Source organism: Saccharopolyspora sp. NPDC045941 (assembly GCF_056431445.1).
This window is the reverse complement of record NZ_JBWKKU010000005.1, coordinates 107,575-125,006: the sequence shown is the minus strand read 5'-3', so window position 1 is coordinate 125,006 and position 17,432 is coordinate 107,575. Positions and strand designations below refer to the sequence as shown.

At 71.3% G+C, this 17,432-nt stretch carries 16 protein-coding genes; 6 read left to right on the top strand and 10 right to left on the bottom strand.

The window, feature by feature from the left end; all coding sequences use genetic code 11:
* Positions 1 to 92: 92 nt before the first annotated feature.
* Entirely contained in the window at positions 93 to 1,328 is a 1,236-nt protein-coding gene (gene mshC, locus AC07FN_RS05860) for a cysteine--1-D-myo-inosityl 2-amino-2-deoxy-alpha-D-glucopyranoside ligase (protein ID WP_452613859.1), read from the bottom strand.
* A gap of 541 nt (positions 1,329 to 1,869) precedes the next feature.
* On the opposite strand from mshC, the gene AC07FN_RS05855 reads away from it, so the two are divergent.
* From AC07FN_RS05855 to AC07FN_RS05845, 3 genes are read left to right on the top strand one after another with little or no spacing between them, the layout of a single operon-like run.
* The gene (locus tag AC07FN_RS05855) at positions 1,870 to 2,928 is read left to right on the top strand and encodes a quaternary amine ABC transporter ATP-binding protein (RefSeq protein ID WP_478394581.1); all 1,059 of its coding nucleotides are present in this window, start codon (positions 1,870 to 1,872) and stop codon (positions 2,926 to 2,928) included.
* Entirely contained in the window at positions 2,921 to 3,820 is a 900-nt protein-coding gene (locus tag AC07FN_RS05850; RefSeq protein ID WP_478394580.1) for an ABC transporter permease, read from the top strand. The genes AC07FN_RS05855 and AC07FN_RS05850 overlap by 8 nt, the downstream gene beginning before the upstream one ends.
* Positions 3,821 to 3,865: 45 nt before the next feature.
* On the top strand, positions 3,866 to 4,765 hold the full coding sequence (locus AC07FN_RS05845; protein WP_478394579.1) for a glycine betaine ABC transporter substrate-binding protein: 900 nt from the start codon (positions 3,866 to 3,868) through the stop codon (positions 4,763 to 4,765).
* A gap of 54 nt (positions 4,766 to 4,819) precedes the next feature.
* On the opposite strand, the gene AC07FN_RS05840 is transcribed toward AC07FN_RS05845, so the two are convergent.
* Genes AC07FN_RS05840 through AC07FN_RS05830 form a run of 3 tightly spaced genes read right to left on the bottom strand, consistent with a single transcriptional unit; the run spans position 4,820 to position 6,752 of the window.
* Positions 4,820 to 5,683: an NAD(P)-dependent oxidoreductase gene (locus AC07FN_RS05840; RefSeq protein ID WP_478394578.1), complete on the bottom strand. Its 864-nt coding sequence runs from the start codon at positions 5,681 to 5,683 to the stop codon at positions 4,820 to 4,822.
* 41 nt (positions 5,684 to 5,724) lie between these two features.
* Positions 5,725 to 5,889, bottom strand: coding sequence for a hypothetical protein (locus AC07FN_RS05835; protein WP_478394577.1), 165 nt, complete (start codon positions 5,887 to 5,889; stop codon positions 5,725 to 5,727).
* Positions 5,886 to 6,752: an NAD(P)-dependent oxidoreductase gene (locus tag AC07FN_RS05830; protein ID WP_478394576.1), complete on the bottom strand. Its 867-nt coding sequence runs from the start codon at positions 6,750 to 6,752 to the stop codon at positions 5,886 to 5,888. Before AC07FN_RS05830 ends, AC07FN_RS05835 begins: the two co-directional genes overlap by 4 nt.
* Before the next feature lie 96 nt (positions 6,753 to 6,848).
* Between AC07FN_RS05830 and AC07FN_RS05825 the strand changes: the two genes are divergently transcribed.
* Entirely contained in the window at positions 6,849 to 10,025 is a 3,177-nt protein-coding gene (locus AC07FN_RS05825; RefSeq protein WP_478394575.1) for a BTAD domain-containing putative transcriptional regulator, read from the top strand.
* Between the two features lie 145 nt (positions 10,026 to 10,170).
* Here the strand turns inward: AC07FN_RS05825 and AC07FN_RS05820 are convergent, their stop codons facing one another.
* Positions 10,171 to 10,818 carry a response regulator transcription factor gene (locus AC07FN_RS05820; RefSeq protein WP_478394574.1) on the bottom strand — a complete coding sequence of 216 codons (648 nt, stop codon included), beginning with the start codon at positions 10,816 to 10,818 and terminating at the stop codon, positions 10,171 to 10,173.
* Positions 10,803 to 11,900 (bottom strand): sensor histidine kinase, encoded by a 1,098-nt coding sequence (locus AC07FN_RS05815; protein WP_478394573.1) that lies wholly within the window; start codon positions 11,898 to 11,900, stop codon positions 10,803 to 10,805. Before AC07FN_RS05815 ends, AC07FN_RS05820 begins: the two co-directional genes overlap by 16 nt.
* A 192-nt stretch (positions 11,901 to 12,092) precedes the next feature.
* Here AC07FN_RS05815 and AC07FN_RS05810 point away from each other — a divergent pair, with 192 nt between their 5' ends.
* On the top strand, positions 12,093 to 12,749 hold the full coding sequence (locus tag AC07FN_RS05810; protein ID WP_478394572.1) for a class I SAM-dependent methyltransferase: 657 nt from the start codon (positions 12,093 to 12,095) through the stop codon (positions 12,747 to 12,749).
* On the top strand, positions 12,707 to 13,258 hold the full coding sequence (locus AC07FN_RS05805) for a DedA family protein (RefSeq protein ID WP_478394571.1): 552 nt from the start codon (positions 12,707 to 12,709) through the stop codon (positions 13,256 to 13,258). Before AC07FN_RS05810 ends, AC07FN_RS05805 begins: the two co-directional genes overlap by 43 nt.
* Positions 13,259 to 13,264: 6 nt before the next feature.
* Here the strand turns inward: AC07FN_RS05805 and AC07FN_RS05800 are convergent, their stop codons facing one another.
* From AC07FN_RS05800 to AC07FN_RS05785, 4 genes are read right to left on the bottom strand one after another with little or no spacing between them, the layout of a single operon-like run.
* Complete coding sequence (locus tag AC07FN_RS05800; protein ID WP_478394570.1) at positions 13,265 to 13,795, bottom strand: nitroreductase family protein; 531 nt, start codon at positions 13,793 to 13,795, stop codon at positions 13,265 to 13,267.
* A complete protein-coding gene (locus tag AC07FN_RS05795; RefSeq protein ID WP_478394569.1) occupies positions 13,792 to 13,965 on the bottom strand; it encodes a hypothetical protein in 174 nt (57 codons plus the stop codon). Before AC07FN_RS05795 ends, AC07FN_RS05800 begins: the two co-directional genes overlap by 4 nt.
* A 9-nt stretch (positions 13,966 to 13,974) precedes the next feature.
* Positions 13,975 to 15,927 carry a vWA domain-containing protein gene (locus AC07FN_RS05790; protein WP_478394568.1) on the bottom strand — a complete coding sequence of 651 codons (1,953 nt, stop codon included), beginning with the start codon at positions 15,925 to 15,927 and terminating at the stop codon, positions 13,975 to 13,977.
* On the bottom strand, positions 15,927 to 17,327 hold the full coding sequence (locus AC07FN_RS05785; protein WP_452613875.1) for an ATP-binding protein: 1,401 nt from the start codon (positions 17,325 to 17,327) through the stop codon (positions 15,927 to 15,929). The genes AC07FN_RS05790 and AC07FN_RS05785 overlap by 1 nt, the downstream gene beginning before the upstream one ends.
* Positions 17,328 to 17,432: the final 105 nt, after the last annotated feature.

The following is a 17,432-nucleotide window of genomic DNA, read 5'->3' as shown; positions in this document are numbered from 1 at the left end:
CAAACTGGGAACCGGGTCGAACAAGTCCGCCAGAAAAGTGAGCGGAAGCCGAACAATCGGCTTCCGCTCACTCTCCGTGTTGATCGCCGGTTCTAGAGCTCGACGCCGAGCAGCGCGTCGACGGCGGCGCGGATCAGCCCCGGCGCGCCGCGGTCGGAACCACCGGCAGTCAGCGCCTCGTCCGCCCAGGCGTCGATCGCGCGCAGCGCCTGCTGGGTGTCCAGGTCGTCGGACAGCCGCTCGCGCAGCCGCGCGACCGCCTGCTCCGCCGCCGGAGCCGACTCCAGCGCGACGGCCTCCCGCCAGCGCGCCAGGCGCGCGGCGCCGCCGGTCAGCGCGTCCGCCGTCCACTCGCGGTCGGCGCGGTAGTGGCCGTCCAGCAGCGCCAGCCGGATGGCCATCGGATCCACCCGGTCGCCGCGCAGCCGCGACACGAACACCAGGTTGCCCTTGGACTTCGACATCTTCTCGCCGTCCAGGCCGACCATCCCGGCGTGCACGTAGTGCTTGGCGAACGGGAACTCGCCGGTGAGCGATTCGGCGTGCGCGGCGCTGAACTCGTGGTGCGGGAAGATCAGGTCCGAGCCCCCGCCCTGCACGTCGAAACCGAGCCCGAGCCGGTTCAGCGCGATCACCGAGCACTCCAGGTGCCAGCCGGGCCGGCCGGCGCCGAGCTCGGACTCCCAGGACGGCTCGCCGTCGCGGGCGGCCCGCCACACCAGCGCGTCCAGCGGGTGCTCCTTGCCGCCGCGGTCCGGGTCGCCGCCGCGCTCGGCGAAGAAGGCGCGCATGGTCGCGTCGTCGTAGTTGGACTCGTAGCCGAAGCGGCCGGAGGCCTGGTGCCGGAAGTAGATGTCGGGGTACTCGTCGTCGACCCGGTAGGCCGCTCCGGAGGCCAGCAGCTTGCCGACGGCCTCGACGATCTCCGGGATCGACTCGACCGCGCCGACGAAGTCCGCCGGCGGCACCACCCGCAGCGCCGCCATGTCCTCGCGGAACAGCGCCGTCTCGCGCATCGCGAGCACGATCCAGTCCTCGCTGTCGCGCTCGGCGCGCTCCAGCAGCGGATCGTCGATGTCGGTGACGTTCTGCACGTAGTGCACCTGGTGACCGTTGTCCAGCCAGACCCGGTGGACCAGGTCGAACGCCAGGTAGGTCGCGGCGTGGCCGAGATGGGTCGCGTCGTACGGCGTGATGCCGCAGACGTACATCCGCGCGACGGGCCCGGGTTCGGTGGGCCTGATCTCACCGGCGGCGGTGTCGAAGAGGCGCAGGGGGCTTGGTGTGCCCGGCACCTGAGGCACGGGAACCGATGACCAGGGTTGCATGCATCCGACCTTAAACGTCCGGGGCCGGTGGACGCCCCCACCCGGGTCATCGGCAGTATCACATCGTGGGAAGATCGGCAGCTCGCCGACGCGGCCACCGGAAACCAGATCTTGTCGGAACTATTCGGATTCCAGTCAGGAACTTACCAAATCCGGCCCCGGAAAAGATCAATTAACGGCCCGGGGAAACCGGTCGAAACAACGCATATCCACCCACCTTGATCATTTGAAACCGCCACTTCGCAACGCTGGCAGAGAGGTGGGATCATTCAGTTGGAAAAGTTGAATATTCGCACGTCAGAGGACCGACAAGAACCCAGTCATCCGGCCTCGAACTCGAAAAAGAACGCCCGTACCGCGATCAGTTCCGCGCCCGAATGACTGGACAAGCCCAACTCGCTACGTATGATCAATGCCCGCACGAAAGGACTCGAACGCGAATCCGCGGCCCGCCTGAATTGATCGGCCGGATCCGGCGATTCACGCGGCCCCCGGCGCCCGGGCGAAGCTCCCGGCACCGGCGAAGCAGTGGAGGCGATCGGTGACATCGGTACGCGTGGAACGGCTCTACAAGATCTTCGGGCCGCAACCGACGGAGCTCGTTCGCCGCCTGGAGGCGGGAGCCGACCAGGAGGAGATCAAGGCGGCGGGCGCCACCGCCGCGGTGGTGGACGCGTCGTTCGACGTCAAGGAGGGCGAGACCTTCGTCGTCATGGGGCTGTCCGGCTCCGGCAAGTCGACGCTGATCCGGATGCTCAACGGGCTGCTCACGCCCACCTCGGGCAGCGTCCTCGTCGACGACGAGGACATCACCGGGATGTCCGCCGCGGCGCTGCGCGCGATGCGGCAGCAGAAGATGAGCATGGTCTTCCAGCACTTCGCCCTGTTCCCGCACCGCACGGTGCTGGACAACGCGGGCTACGGGCTGCAGATCCGAGGCGTGAGCAAGGCCGAGATCGCCGAACAGGCGCGCGAAGCGCTGAACCTGGTGGGCCTGGAGGGCTGGGAGGAGCGCTACCCGCAGCAGCTCTCCGGCGGCATGCGGCAACGCGTCGGGCTCGCCCGCGCCCTGGCCGCGCAGACCGACGTGCTGCTGATGGACGAGGCGTTCAGCGCGCTGGACCCGCTGATCAAGCGGGAGATGCAGGACCAGCTGCTCAACCTCAACGCCAAGCTCGGCAAGACCATCATCTTCATCACCCACGACCTGAACGAGGCGATGCGCCTCGGTGACCGCATCGCGATGATGCAGGCGGGCCGGATCGTGCAGATCGGCACCGCCGAGCAGATCCTCAACGAGCCCGCGGACGACTACGTCGCCACGTTCGTCAAGGACGTCGACCGCAGCCGGGTGCTCACCGCGGCATCCATCGCCGAGCCGAGCGGCACCGCACCGCCCGGCACGGAACCGGTGCCCGCCGACACCCCGATGAAGGACCTGTTCGCCCGGATGAGCGCCCGCACGGCGCCGGTCCCGGTGGTCGACGAGCAGCAGCGGGTGATCGGCGTGGTCACCCCGGCCGCGGTGTTCGAGGCCCTGTGCCGGGAGGCCCAGGTGCCCGGCGCCGCGCCCGAGATCGAGGAGGCGTCCGATGTCTGAGGCACTCCGGCTCGCGGCCGAGTTCGAGCTGCCGCGAATCCCCATCGGCGACATGTTCACGGCCCTGGTCGACTGGCTGAACAACAACATCGGCCCGGTGTTCGACTTCATCACCCTGGTGGTGATCTCGGCCGTCACGGGCCTGACCTCCGCGCTGACCTTCCTGCCCGAGCTGGCCATGGTGCTGCTGTTCAGCGCGCTGGCGCTGTGGCTGCGCAGCTGGCGGTTCGCGCTGTTCAGCCTGATCGGCTTCGGCCTGATCTCGAGCATGCGGGAGTTCACCGCCGCGATGCAGACCCTGTCGCTGGTGCTGGTGGCCAGCGTCATCGCGGTGCTGATCGCCATCCCGGTGGGCATCCTGGCGGCGCGCAGCGCGCGGGTCAGCATGGTCGTGCGGCCGGTGCTGGACCTGATGCAGACCATGCCGGCCTTCGTCTACCTGATCCCGGCCATCCTGTTCTTCAACATCGGGACGACGCCGGGCGTGATAGCGACCGTGGTCTTCGCGCTGCCGCCGGGCGTGCGGCTCACCGAGCTGGGCATCCGGCAGGTGGACAAGGAGGTCGTCGAGGCCGGGGAGGCGTTCGGCGCGCCGCGGCGCAAGATCCTCACCGGCATCCAGCTACCGCTCGCGATGCCGTCGATCATGGCGGGCATCAACCAGGTGATCATGCTGTCGCTGTCGATGGTGGTCATCGCGGGCATGGTCGGCGCCCAGGGCCTGGGCACCGACATCTACCAGGCGGTCACCCGGGTCCAGCTGAGCCTGGGCTTCGAGGCCGGCCTGTCGGTGGTGATCCTCGCGGTCTACCTGGACCGGATCACCGCGGTGCTGTCGGACCGCTCGCCGGTGGCGCGGGCGGAGCACCGGGCGGCGGCCAAGGCAAAGTGAGGCGGCCCGTCTCCGGCGCAGTTGTCGCAGAAAGGCAGGGCACGAATGTCGACCGGAAGAAGATCCCGAAAGCTGTTCGCTCTCCTCGCCGCGCTGGCCGCCCTGGTGCTGGTCGTCGCGGGGTGCGGCGGCCGCGAAGCGCAGACCGGCCAGCAGGCGAAGGCGATCAACATCGGCTTCATCGCGTGGGACGAGGACATCGCCGTCACCCACCTGTACAAGGTTCTCCTGGAGCAGAAGGGCTACAAGGTCAACGCCCAGGAGCTGGAGGCCGGGCCGATGTACGCCGGACTCGCGCAGGGCAACATCGACCTGTTCATGGACGGCTGGCTACCGCAGACGCACGCCGACTACTGGAAGCAGTACGGCCCGCAGCTGGAGGACCTCAACGTCTGGTACGACCAGGCGACGCTGAACATCGCGGTGCCCAAGTACATGACCGACTTGAACTCGATCGCCGACCTCAAGGGCCGCGGCCCGGAGTTCGGCGGCGTGATCACCGGCATCGACCCGGGCGCCGGGTTGACCCGCATCACCAAGGACAACGCGATCCCGGCCTACGGCCTCGGCGGTGAGTACACCCTGCAGACCTCGTCGACGACGGCGATGCTGGCGGCCCTGGAGAAGGCCACCAAGGACCAGAAGCCGATCGTGGTCACGCTGTGGCACCCGCACTGGGCCTACGCCCGGTACCCGATCAAGGACCTGCAGGACCCGCTGGGCGCGATGGGCCAGGCGGAGCAGATCCACGCGATCGGCCGCCAGAACTTCAGCCGGGACTTCCCCGAGGTCACCGAGATGGTCAAGAAGTTCAAGCTGGACGACGCTCAGCTGGCGTCGCTGGAGAACGCGATCAACAGCGCCGAGAAGGGCAAGGAGGACGACGCGGCGCGGAAGTGGGTGTCGGAGAACCAGGCCGTGGTGGCCAACTTCTTCACCCCCTGAAGCCACTGCGAGCGAAAGGCCGGTGGGCGCGACCACCGGCCTTTCGCGTTGCCGCTACCGGGGATTCCGGATGCCGTCGATGAGGCTGGTCCAGTTGTCGCCGCCCTTCCCGGCGGCGATGGCCCGGTCGTAGTGCGCCTTGATCGCGCGCGGCAGGTCGAGGTCGATGCCTGTGGCCTCGCTGGCGGCCAGGATGTGGTCGGCGGTCGCCCCCATCATCTTGGCGGTGCTCAGGTGGCCGGGGTGTTCGCCGCTGTCGACCTGCTCGGCGGATTCCGGCAGGAAGTGGGCGGCGAGCTGGAGCACCTTCGCCGCCCACGGCGCGAACTCCTTCGCCGGCACGCCCGCCGAGCCGAGCAGGGCCGCGCCGTGCAGGAAGGCCGACAGCGCGGTCAGGAAGACGTCGAGGTTGGCCTGGTAGAACAGCTGCGCCAGGCCGGGATCATCGCCCATGTAGTGGGTTTCCCCGATGCGCCGCAACGTCTTCTCGTGCGCGTCGTAGACGTCCTTCGGCCCGCTGTAGTACACGTAGGACGCTTCGGTGCCGACCACCGGGGCGGGCACCATGACGCCGCCGGTGAGGAATCGGGCACCGCGCTGCTCGGCCCACGCAGCCGCCTCGCGGGTCTTCTCCGGGGTGTCCGAGCTGAGGTTGACGATCACCTTGCCGCCCAGGTCCTCGACCGGGCCCAGGATGTCGTACATCGCCTGGTAGTCGGTGAGGCTCAGGATCACGATGTCGCCGGCCACAACGGCTTCGGCGGGGGTGGCGGCGCGCACGGCACCGCGCGCGACCACATCGTCCGCACGGCTCGCCGTCCGGTTCCACACCGTCACCGGATGCCCGCCATCGAGCAGCGCCACGACCATCGCCTGCCCCATCGGACCCAATCCGATCTGGGTGACGTGCTCATTCATGTTGTGCTCCAAGGAGATTTCGTTGGGATGTCGCGAAGGAATCACGCGGGTCGGCGGATCCCGTCGATGAGCCGGGTCCAGCTGTCGCCGCCCTTCCCGGCGGCGAGGGCCCGGTCGTAATGCGCCTTGACCATCACCTGCCCCATCGGCCCCAGACCGATCAGGGTGACGTGCTGATTCATGTTGTGCGCCAAGGAAATCGTCACTTCTTGAGGAGTTCGATGACGCCGGTGAGATCTTCGTGGGCGTGACCGTCGGCGACGCGGCGCTGCATCAGGGCGTGCAGCGGCGCGAGGAGTTCCGCGCTGATGCCCGCCTCGTCGGCGGCCGTGAAGTGGTTGACGTACGCGGCTTCCTGCATGCCGAGGTTGGAGACGACGTCCTTGCCGTAGTCGCCCGAGTCGATCTGCTCGGCCGCGCCGAGGGGCCACCCGCTCATGGTCTGCAGCCACCGGTTCAGCAGCGGCGCGAACTCGCGCGCCGACGCGCCTGCCGAACGCACCAGGGCGAAGGCGTGCAGGGCACCGCTGATCATCCCGTACATGCCGCTGAGCAGGGCAAGGTCTTGCAGCGCAGCGGAGCCCGGATCGTCGCCGAGGTAGTTGCTCTCGCCGAAGGCGTCCAGCACCGGCCGCGCGGCGTCGAAGGTCCCGCTCGGCCCGCTGTAGAGCACGAACGCCGCCGGTGTGGCGATCATCGGCGGGACGGCCATGATGCCGCCATCGAGGTAATCGGCACCGTGATCAGCGGCCCAGGCGGCCATCTCGCGCGCCTGGCCCGGGGTGCCGTTGGTCAGGTTGACCAGTGTGCGCCCGGCCAGCACGTCGGTGTGCGGGGCCAGCACCTGGCCGACCGAGTCGTAGTCCAGCAGGCAGACGATCACCAGCCGGCTCGCGAGAACCGCGTCGGCGGCCGTGCCCGCGCGGGCGGCACCCTTGGCCACCAACGGATCGGCTTTGGCCGCGGTGCGGTTCCACACGGTCACCCGGTGACCGGCGGCGAGCAGCGCCTCGGCCAGCGCCGCGCCCATGTCACCGAGCCCGAGGACGCTCACTGCTTTCCCGTTCATTCCAGTTCCTTTCGTCGACATCCACCCTGCTGGGGGCCGCGCACGAACCGCGCACGGTCGGCTGGGGGTGTCGGCCGCGCGGACTAAGGTGGGATCGTGCGTTTCGGAGTTCTCGGCCCGTTGGGGGTGTGGACCGCCGAGGGCGAACCGGTCGTGGTTCCCGAGGCGAAGGTCCGTGCCCTGCTCGCGGCGCTGCTCGCGCACGACGGGCCGGTGTCGGCGGACCGGTTGATCGACGACCTGTGGGGCGTCGAGCCGCCCGGCAACCCGGCGAACACGCTGCAGACGAAGGTCTCCCAGCTGCGCAAGGCCATCGGCAGGGGCCTGGTGACCTACCGCTCCCCCGGGTACGCGCTGGCCATCGAGCCGGACGCGGTGGATGCGCACCGCTTCCGCCGCCTCGTCGCGCAGGCCCGCGAGACCGCCGCCCCGGAAGCACGCCGGACGCTGCTGGCCGACGCGCTGGCGCTGTGGCGGGGTCGCGCGTTCGCCGAGTTCGCCGACGAGCCGTTCGCGCAGGCCCCCATCCAGCGGCTGGCCGGAGAACGCCTCGCCGCGCTGGAGGAGTTCGCCGAAACCCGGCTGGAGCTGGGCGAACACGCCGCGCTCGCGGGCGAGCTCGGCGAGCTGGTGAGCGCGCATCCGCTGCGCGAGCGGCTGCGCGCGGTCCACGTGCGGGCGCTGTACCGCGCCGGACGGCAGAGCGAGGCGCTGGCGAGCCTGGCGGACCTGCGGGAGCGGCTGGCCGACGAGCTGGGCGTCGACCCGAGCCCGGAACTGGCCGGGCTGCAGCAGGCGGTCCTGACGCAGGACGCCGCGCTCGCCGCCCCCGCCGCGCCGGTGCACGACCTGCCGGTGCCGGTCACCGACCTGGTCGGCCGCGACCGGGAGTTCGCGCAGGTCAAGGCGTTGCTGAGCACGTCGCGGCTGGTGACGTTGACCGGGCCCGGCGGGGTGGGCAAGACGCGGCTGGCCATCGAATCGGCCCGCAGCGCGGCGTTCCGCGACGGCGTGCGGCTCGTCGAGCTGGCCGGCATCCGGGCCGATGGAGACGCGACGTGCTCGCTGGAGCACGCCGTGCTGGCGGAGCTGGACGTGCAGGAAACCGGAGCGGCGCCCGTCGCACCGGCCGATCCGCTCGTCGATGCGTTGCGCGGCAAGGAGATCCTGCTCGTCCTCGACAACTGCGAGCACCTGATCATCGGCGCCGCCGGGATGGCCGCGCGCCTGCTGCGGGCGCTGCCCGGGTTGCGGATCCTCGCCACGAGCCGGGAGGCGCTCGGCATCTCGGGCGAGACGCTGCTCCCGGTGCCGCCGCTGGACGTTCCGCCGCCCGGATCCGGGCTCGACGACGTGCGGGCATCGGGCGCGGTGCGGCTGTTCACCGCCCGCGCCGCCGCGGCGTCTCCGGGCTTCGGCGTCGACGGCGACAACGCCGCATCAGTGGCCGCGATCTGCCGCCGGCTGGACGGCATCCCGCTGGCCTTGGAGCTGGCCGCCACCCGGGTTCGCGCGCTCGGCGCGAAGACCCTGTTGTCCAGATTGGACGATCGATTCGCGCTGCTCACGTCCGGCCACCGCGATGCCCCCGAGCGGCAGCGGACGTTGCAGGCGGTGATCGACTGGAGCTGGCGCCTGCTGCCGACAGCCGAGCGAACGGTGTTGCGCCGCCTGGCCATCCACCGCGATGGATGCACTTTGGACAGTGCTGAAGCGGTGTGCTCCGGTGACGGCGTTCGGCCCGCCGAGGTGCTGGACCTGCTGGCACGGCTCGTGGACCGGTCGCTGGTGGTCGCGACGGAAACACCCGCCGGAGGTCGCCGGTACCGCCTGCTGGAATCAGTTGCGGCGTACTGCCTGGAGCGACTGGAAGAGGCCGACGAGCACGAGACCCTCCGCCAGCGGCACAACGAGCACTACCTGGCGCTGGCGGAGCGAGCAGACCCGAACTTGCGCGGCCGCGAACAACGGCACTGGCTGGAGCGGCTCGACGCGGAGGCGGCGAACCTGCGGGCGACGCTGGACGACGCCGTCCAGCACTCCACCGAGGTCGCGTTGCGGCTGGTCAACGCGTTGTTCTGGTACTGGTTCCTGCGCGGCAGGCTCAGCGAGGCCAAGCGCTCGCTGGCCGCGGCCCTCGCGACGGGCGGTGGCGGAGAAACGCGGGCGAAGACGGCGGCCTGGTACGCCGGGATAGGACTGCTGACCGGGGACCCCGTCGAGGAGGTCGACGCGTGGCGGAACATCACCGATCCCACGGACCGCGCCCGCGCGCGGTGGTTCCTCATCCACGCGAGGACCACCGTCGCCGACCTCTCCAGCACCGAACGCGACGTGGACGAGCTGGTGGCGGAGTTCGCCGAGCTGGACGACCGCTGGGGCCTCGGCGTCGCTCTCAGCGACCGGACGACGCACCAGATGACGCGCGGCGACCTGGCTGCGGCGAAGCGGGATGCCGAGCGCAGCGCCGAACTCTTCCAGGAGCTGGGCGACAGCTGGGGCCTGGCGCAAGCGTCGTACGGGCTCGGCACGGTCGCCGGGATCACCGGCGACTACGCGAGCGCCGAGCGCCATCACGCCGAGGCGCTGCGCGGCGCGGAAGCCCTCGGCCTGTGGGCGGAGGTGGCCTACCAGACGTCCTGGCTGGGCCGCGTCGCGCTGCTCAGGCACGACTACGCGCGGGCGCGTGAGCTGCACACCCGCGCGATGCGCGTGGCCGCCGAGCGCGGCTTCACCCCGGCGGAGATGTACGCGGAAACCGGTCTGGCGCTGGGCGCGCGCCGCGAAGGCAGGTTCGACGAGGCGGAGCGGCACCTGCGCAGGGTGCTCGAATGGCACCGCCGCGTGGAGTTCGAGCCGGGTAACGCCCTGATCCTGGCCGAACTCGGCTTCGTCGCCGAAGAACGCGGAAACGCCGAGCAGGCCCGCGAACTGCACCTGTCGGCCTACCGGATCGCCAGCCGGGGCACCGACCCCCGGGCGATCGCCCTGACGCTGGAAGGCCTGGCAGGCGCCGAAGCCCTCACCGGTCACACGGCGCGGGCGGCCCGCCTCCTCGGCACAGCGGCCGCGGCCCGAGCCTCGGTCGGCGCGCCCCTCCCCCCGGCGGAACGCCAGGACATCGACCGCATCGAGGCTGCGGCTCGAAAATCCCTGGGCGACGAGGACTTCGCCGCGGAGCACGAACGCGGCCAGGCGATGTCCACCGCCGAGGCGACGAACGACGTCCCGGGACAACAGGCACCTCCCGGCAGCCGGCCGGATTCGCGTTGACAACTGGTGCGCACGTTTCCGCATTTCCGGGAACGGGGTCGAGGAGACATCACCGGTCGTCCGCCGCGCACCTTCGGCGACTTCGCGGCCGCCCACAGCGGGACGTGGCAGCCCCGGACGGGATGAGCGCCGGACCGGGCGCCGTTCACACGGACTGGAGGAAGGCCAGGACCGCTAGGACGCGGCGGTTGTGGTCCTCGGTGGCCGGCAGCCCGAGCTTGCCGAAGATGTTGTTGGTGTACTTGCTGACCGCCTTGTCCGACACGTGAAGGCGATGCGAGATCGCCCGGTTCGACAGGCCCTCGGCCACCAGTGCCATCACCTCGCGCTCGCGGGGCGTGAGCGCGTCGACCGGGTCGTCGCGCCGGGGGCGCGCGAGCAGCTGGGAGATCACCTCGGGGTCCATCGCGGTCCCGCCCTCGGCGACCCGGCGCACCGCGTCGACGAAGTGCCGCACGTCGCCGATCCTGTCCTTGAGCAGATAACCGATCCCGCCGGAGCGGTCGGAGAGCAACTCGCGCGCGTAGAGCTGCTCGACGTGCTGCGAGAGGATCAGGAGCGGCAGCGTGGGGTTCTCCCGGCGCGCGTCGAGCGCGGCACGCAGTCCCTCGTCGGTTTGCGTGGGTGGTAGGCGCACGTCGACCACCGCCACGTCCGGCTGGTGCCTGCGCAGAGCGTCGAGCAGCATCGGCGCGTTGTCCACGGCGGCGACGACCTGGAAATCGTGCGCTTCGAGCAACCTGGTCAGCCCGTCCCGCAGCAGTGCTAGGTCTTCGGCTAGGACAACGCGCACGGCACCTCCATGGTGAACTCGCTCGGCCCGCCCCTCGGGCTGGTGATCGTCAGCTTGCCATCGAAAGCGGCGAGCCTGCGTTCGATCCCGTGCAGTCCGGCGCCTGCGGTGAGCTCCGCCCCGCCCCTGCCGTCATCGGTGACGACCACCCGGATCCTGTCGGCGCCGCCGGTCAGCCGGATCACCGCGCCGTTGGCGCCGCTGTGCTTGGCGATGTTGACGAGCAACTCCGTGGTGGCGAAGTACAAGGCGGATTCGACGGGCGCTTCGGGTCGGCCGGCGAGCTCGGCGTACACCCGGACCGGCACCGGGCAGCGCAACGCCGCCGCCTCGATCCCGCCGGTCAGGCCGCGTTCGGCGAGCACCGGCGGGTGGATGCCGCGCACCAGCGTGCGCAGATCGTCGAGCGCCTGCCCCGCCGACTCGTACGCCTCGGCGAGGAATTCCCGCAGCTGCGCGGGATCCGAGCAATCCTGCGCCATGCCGAGCGACATCCGGAGCGCCACCAGCCGCGCCTGCGCACCGTCGTGCAGGTCCCGCTCGATCTGCCGCAGTTCGGAGGCGCGCGCGTCCACCGTTTCCGCACGCGACTCCGCCAGTTCCGCGACGCGCCTGGCCAACTGGGACGGGCTCAGCAACCAGTCGGTCAGCAGGGCCAGCAGGCGCGCGAACCGGTGTGCCAGCAACCAGCCGAACGCCACCAGGACGACCAGGACCGCGGTCTCGGCCAGGCTCACGCGGCCATCGGATGCGGCCGCGAACAGCACGGGCATGGCGACGACGGTGAGCACCGCGACGAAGCACAACGGCGCGAGGAGGCCGAAAGCACCTGCCCAGCGGAGCGGACCGTGCGTGTCCTCGGCCTGCTTGCCCAGCACTCGGGCCGACCACGCGTGCTGGTTTCGCGCGAGGTCCTGGATCAGGGCCAACGCGCTGCGGCGAGCGGTGTCGCCGGTGCCGAACAGGCGCTTCGCCGCCGCGAGGAGGCCGACGGAGATCAGCAACGCCAGCAGCGCCACCCCCTTCAGCGCGAGGGTGAGCAGCATTTCCGGAGCCGCAAGCCGTGTCCGCAGCGCGCTCATGCGGTCCCCCGATTCCCAGTGCCGTCGGCTCGATCAAGGCGACCCTACCGCCGGGATTCGCCGTGCACGGTAGGGAAAAACCTACCTCTCGGGTGGTCGAACGCCACTCCGCACCGTGGTCATCGGCCGATGGTCGACGCCCGCCCGCCCCGGCACGCTCGATGCATCGACGCCAGTGAGGAGCGTGCACCAGTGACCACCATCGAACACCGCAACGATCTCCGCCTGTTCGTGCGGACGGCGTTGCAGAGCCCGGCGCGCGTGGGCGCGCTGACCCCGACGGGGCCCGCGGTGTCCGCGCTCACCGCGTCCGTCGCGCCGGACCGCTCGGATGCGACGGTCGTCGAACTCGGGCCGGGGACCGGCTCCATCACCGACGCGATCACGGCCAGGATGGCGGGTTCTGGACGCCAGTTCGCGGTGGAGCTCGATCCCGGCCTGGCCGCGCATCTGCGGAGAACCCGGCATGGCGTGCGCGTGCTGCAGGCCGATGCGCTGGCGCTGGACGAGGTACTCGCCGGCGCCGGGATCCGGCCGGGCAGCGTAGATGCGGTCGTCAGCTCGTTGCCGTGGACGCTGCTTGCGCCGGAGGACCGCGCGACGTTGCTCCGCTCGGTGGCCGGCGCGCTGTGTCCGGATGGGACGTTCAGCGCGATCGGGTACCTGACCGCGTTTGCCGCACAAGGCGCGCTCGTTCCGGCGGCAGCTGGAGGCCACGTTCCGGGAGACGCGAACGTCCTTTGTGGTCTGGTCGAACCTGCCGCCGGCGAGGGTCTACCGCTGCCGGGGTCCCGTTGTTTGACCTCGTGCACTCGGTGCTCGCCGGGGTGCCGCCGATCCTGTTGCTGACCGGAGCCTGCCTCGTGCTGATCGTCGAGGCGGGCTTCCTCGTCGGCCTGGTGCTGCCCGGTACGAGCGTGCTGTTCGCAGCCGGGCTGTGCGCCCGTCACGGCATCGTGCCGCTCGGGCCGACGATGCTCGTCGTGGCCACCGGCGCGGTTCTCGGCGCGCAGCTCGGCTATCTGCGTGGCCGGCAATGCGGTGTTCCGCCCAGGATGCCGGTGCCGATCATGGTGCGCCGTCTGGGCCTCGCGGCTGTGGCGGGTGGGCAGTGGCTATCCGGCGCGCGAGTGCTGACGCCGCGGCTGGCGGCGTCGACGGGCATGCCGTACCGGCGGTTCGCCGTGGCGAGCATCCCGTCGACGACGCTGTGGGCGAGCTGCCTCGCCGGCACCGGGTACGCCGCCGGCCTGCACGTCGCGCGGCTGCTCAACACCGCACTTTCCGGCGTGGGCGTCTTGTTCGCACTATCGATCGCGATCGTGGTGTGGCGGGCGACCCTGCGGGCACGCTCGTGAGCGGCGCTAGTCCGAGGTCCAGAGGACGTCGAGCGGGTGGCGGCCGGTGGGGATCGCCGAGGTTCCCGGCGGCCGGGGCGCGGGATGCCCCAGCGCGATGCCGGTGCGCACCTGCCAGGGTGGCGAGCACCCGGCGATGGCGGTAACGCGTTCGACGTTCTCCGCGGGGAAGAACGTGACCGGGCACGACCCCAGCCCGAGCAGGTGCGCGGCGAGCATGAGGTTCTGCGCGACCCGGCCGCCGTCGAACTCCGAGTCGGCCCAGCCGTGATCGAGCGCCAGCAGCACGACGACGGGCGCGGACCGCAGGTGCACCGCGTAGGCGCCGCAGCGGCTCAGCTCGTCCCGCGTCGCGGCGTCGCGGACGGTGTGGAAGCGCCAGGGCTGCCTGTTGCGCGCCGAACCGGTCCACCGCGCCGCGTCCAGGATCCGGCGCAGATCCGCGTCGCTCACGTACGCATCGGTGAACCACCGCGTAGCCCGCAGCGACGCCAGGTTGCGGAGCGGATCAGCCCCGTGTGCACTTTGTGCTGTCATAGCGACCAAAACCACTCACGAGCCGTCGACGGCGCTCGCCGCCTGGGTGGACAGGCGCCGGGCCATTCCCGGGCATCGACGACGAAGCCGTCCGCATCGAATTCCAGGTCGCTGCTGTAGTCGCCCGCCGCGTAGCGGACGTCCCAGGTGAAAACGCGCGAATCGACCATGCTCGCACCCTAGCGGCGGCGCTTGGTCCGCAGGTAGTCGCCGACGACCGCCGCGCCGAGGCCGTCCGCGGTGGGCGACAGGACCCGGCCGCCGCCGCGGCGGGCGACGATGTCCACGAACGCCTTCAGGCGCGGGTTCTCGCCGAGCATGAAGACGCTCAGCGTGGTCCCCAACCGGTGCAATGCGTCCACTTCGGACAGTGTCACGCCGAGGGTGTGCGGCGTCGGCGGGTACTGGAACACCGCTTCGCCGTCGGGTTCGAGGTGCGCGGTCGGTTCGCCGTCGGTCACGACGAGCACCACGGGCTGGGCGTCCGGGTGGCGGCGCAGGTGGCGGCCCGCGAGCAGCAGGGCGTGGTGCAGGTTCGTGCCCTGCTCCCAAACCCCTTCCAGCGCGGCGAGCTCACCCACGTCCACAGTGGACGCGTAGCGGCCGAAGGTGACCAGCTGCAGCGCGTCCGACCGGAACCGGGTCGCGACCAGGTGGTGCAGCGCGAGCGCGGTGCGCTTCATCGGCACCCAGCGGCCGTCCTGCACCATCGACCACGACGTGTCCACGCACAGCACCACAGCCGCGCGCGAGCGCTGCTCGGTCTCCGCCACCTCCAGGTCCGAGATGTCCAGCAGCGCCGAGTCGGGGCCCTCCCCCGCGCGCCGCAGCACCGCGTTGCGCACCGTGCGCACGGCGTCCCACGGCTCCGCGTCGCCGTAGCTCCACGGCCGCGTGGTGCCGGTCAGCTCCCCCGCCGCGCCCGCGCGATCGGTGTCGCGCTCGCCGCGTCGCGACCGCAGCTGCGAGATCACCGACCGCAGCGCGGTCTCCCCGAGCCGCCGCATCGCTCGCGGCGACAGCCGGAGGCTGCCATCGGGTGCGCGCTGCAACAGGCCCTGCTGCCGCAACTGCTGCTCGATCTCCGAAAGCCGCTGCGCATCGACGACCGCCTGCGGGCCGAGCTGCCGTTCCAGCGCCTCCAGGTCGATGTCCTCCAGGCTCGCGCCCGGATACGCCTGCCCCAGCTGCTCCGCCAGCCGGTCCAGCTCGCCGAGCTCGGCCATCGCCGCGGTCGCCTCGGCCAGGCCCATCGGCTGGTCGCCGCGGAACCGCGCCTGGCCCGTCCAGTCCTCGCCCGGCCGCAGCCCCTGCAGCTGCTGATCGAGCCGCTGCAACGCCTGCGCGATCCGCGGATCGCCGAATGCCTGCTGCGACAACGACATCAGCTCGGCGCGCTGCTGCTCGCTCATGGAGTTCAGCAGCCGCTGCGCGGCGGCCGAACGCGCCGCCAGCGCGTCGATGAGCTCGTCGACGTCGCGCGGGTTCTCCGGGAAGAACTCGCCGTGCTGGGCCATGAACTGCTCGAACTTCTGCTGGACGTCGGCGTCGCCGCGGGCGTGCGCGGCCAGCAGCGCCGACAGGTCGTCGAGCATCTGCCGCACCCGTTCGACGTCCTCGGGCGTGACGTGCTGCATCGCCTGCTTCATGCCCTGGAAGCGCTGTTCGAGGAACTCGGTGCCCAGCATCTGCCGGATCTCCTCGAACGCCTCCCGCGCGTCCGGCGAACGCCAGTCGTAGTTCGCCAGCTCGGCGACCTGACCGGCGACGTCCGGCGGCAGCGCGTCGAGCTGCAGCTCGCGGAACCGCGCGTCCTCACTCGTGTCGGCCGCGAGCGCCAGCCGCTCCTGCTGCAGCGCGCGGTCCAGCAGCCGGCGGACCTCGGAGAGCGTCCCGTCCAGCCGGTGCCGCCGCTGCAGCTCGCTGCGCCGCTGCCACAGCCGCCGGGTGAGCTCGTCGAGCCCGGCGGTGTCGCGGGTTCCGGTGCGCAGCATCTCCTCCAGCGCGGAGCGCGGCGATGCGCCTTCCATGACGTCGCGGCCGATCTGGTCCAGCGCGGCGCGCAGGTCCACCGGCGGGGCCAGGGGGTCCGTCCCGCCGTGCCACGCGTCGTACCGGAACCGGCGGCTCATCAGCTGTACACCGACCGGTCGTCCTCGGCGTCCTTGCCGAGCCGCTTCGCCAGGTACAGCGACTCCAGCGCGAGCTCGACGGCGCTGGCGATCCGCCCCGGCGGGTCCCCGGCCCGCACGCCGAGCCGCTCCGCGACCTGGTGCAGCACCGGCAGCTCCGGCAGCGCCGTGAGCACGTCGTGCCCGGCGATGCGCTCGCCGGTGGCCACCGGGTGGCCGTCGACGACGGCCTGGGCCAGCGACTGCAGGTCCAGCCCGGCGAACAGGCCGCGGGCGGTGTCGGCCACCGAGCGGCGCAGCAGGTAGCCGAGCAGCTCGTCCTCGCGGCCCTCCTCACCGGCCTCGAACTCGATCTTGCCGCGCAGCACGGCGGGCACCGCCGCCAGGTCGACCGGCCGCGCCACCGCCGGGTGCTCGCCGGTCACCGCGGAGCGGTGCAGCGCGGCGGCTGAGACCGTCTCGGCGGCGGCGATGGCGAACCGGGCCGACACGCCGGAGCGCTGGTCGACGGCGCTGGACTCGCGCAGGTGGCCGACGAAGCGCGCGAGCACCTCCAGCAGGTGGTCGCCGACCTCCGCGGGCAGGTCCGCCTCCTGGCGCACCAGCGAGATCTCGTCGTCGACGTCCAGCGGGTAGTGGGTGCGGATCTCCGCGCCGAAGCGGTCCTTCAGCGGCGTGATGATCCGGCCCCGGTTGGTGTAGTCCTCCGGGTTGGCGGTGGCGACCAGCAGCACGTCCAGCGGCAGCCGCAGGCTGTAGCCGCGGATCTGGATGTCCCGCTCCTCCATCACGTTCAGCAGCGCCACCTGGATCCGCTCGGCCAGGTCGGGCAGCTCGTTGACGGTGACGATGCCGCGGTGCGCGCGGGGCACCAGTCCGAAGTGGATCGTCTCCGGGTCACCCAGCGAGCGCCCCTCGGCGACCTTCACCGGGTCCACGTCGCCGACCAGGTCGCCGACCGAGGTGTCCGGGGTCGCCAGCTTCTCCACGTACCGCTCGCTGCGGTGCCGCCAGGCCACCGGCAGGTCGTCGCCGAGTTCGGCGGCGCGGCGGCGGGAGGCCGGGGTGATCGGCTGCAGCGGGTGCTCGCCGAGCTCCGAACCCTCGATGACCGGCGTCCACTCGTCCAGCAGTTCGGTGAGGCTGCGCAGCAGCCGCGTCTTGCCCTGCCCGCGCTCCCCGAGCAGCACCACGTCGTGCCCGGCGATCAGGGCGCGCTCCAGCTGCGGCAGCACGGTCTGGTCGAAACCGACGATGCCGGGCCACAGCGAGCGGCCGGAACGCAGCGCGGTCAGCAGGTTGGCGCGCAGCTCCGCCTTGACGCTGCGCGGCGCGTGGCCGCTGGACCGCAGCTCCCCCGCCGTGCGGGGCAGCCCTTCGGGTGAAGTCGGGGTCGTCACCCCCTCGACGCTACCGGCACGCACCGACGCGCGCTGCCATAGCAGAAAGGATTTCGCATGCGGTCTGGCGAGAGTAGAAAAACCAGGTAACCCGCGACGGCACGC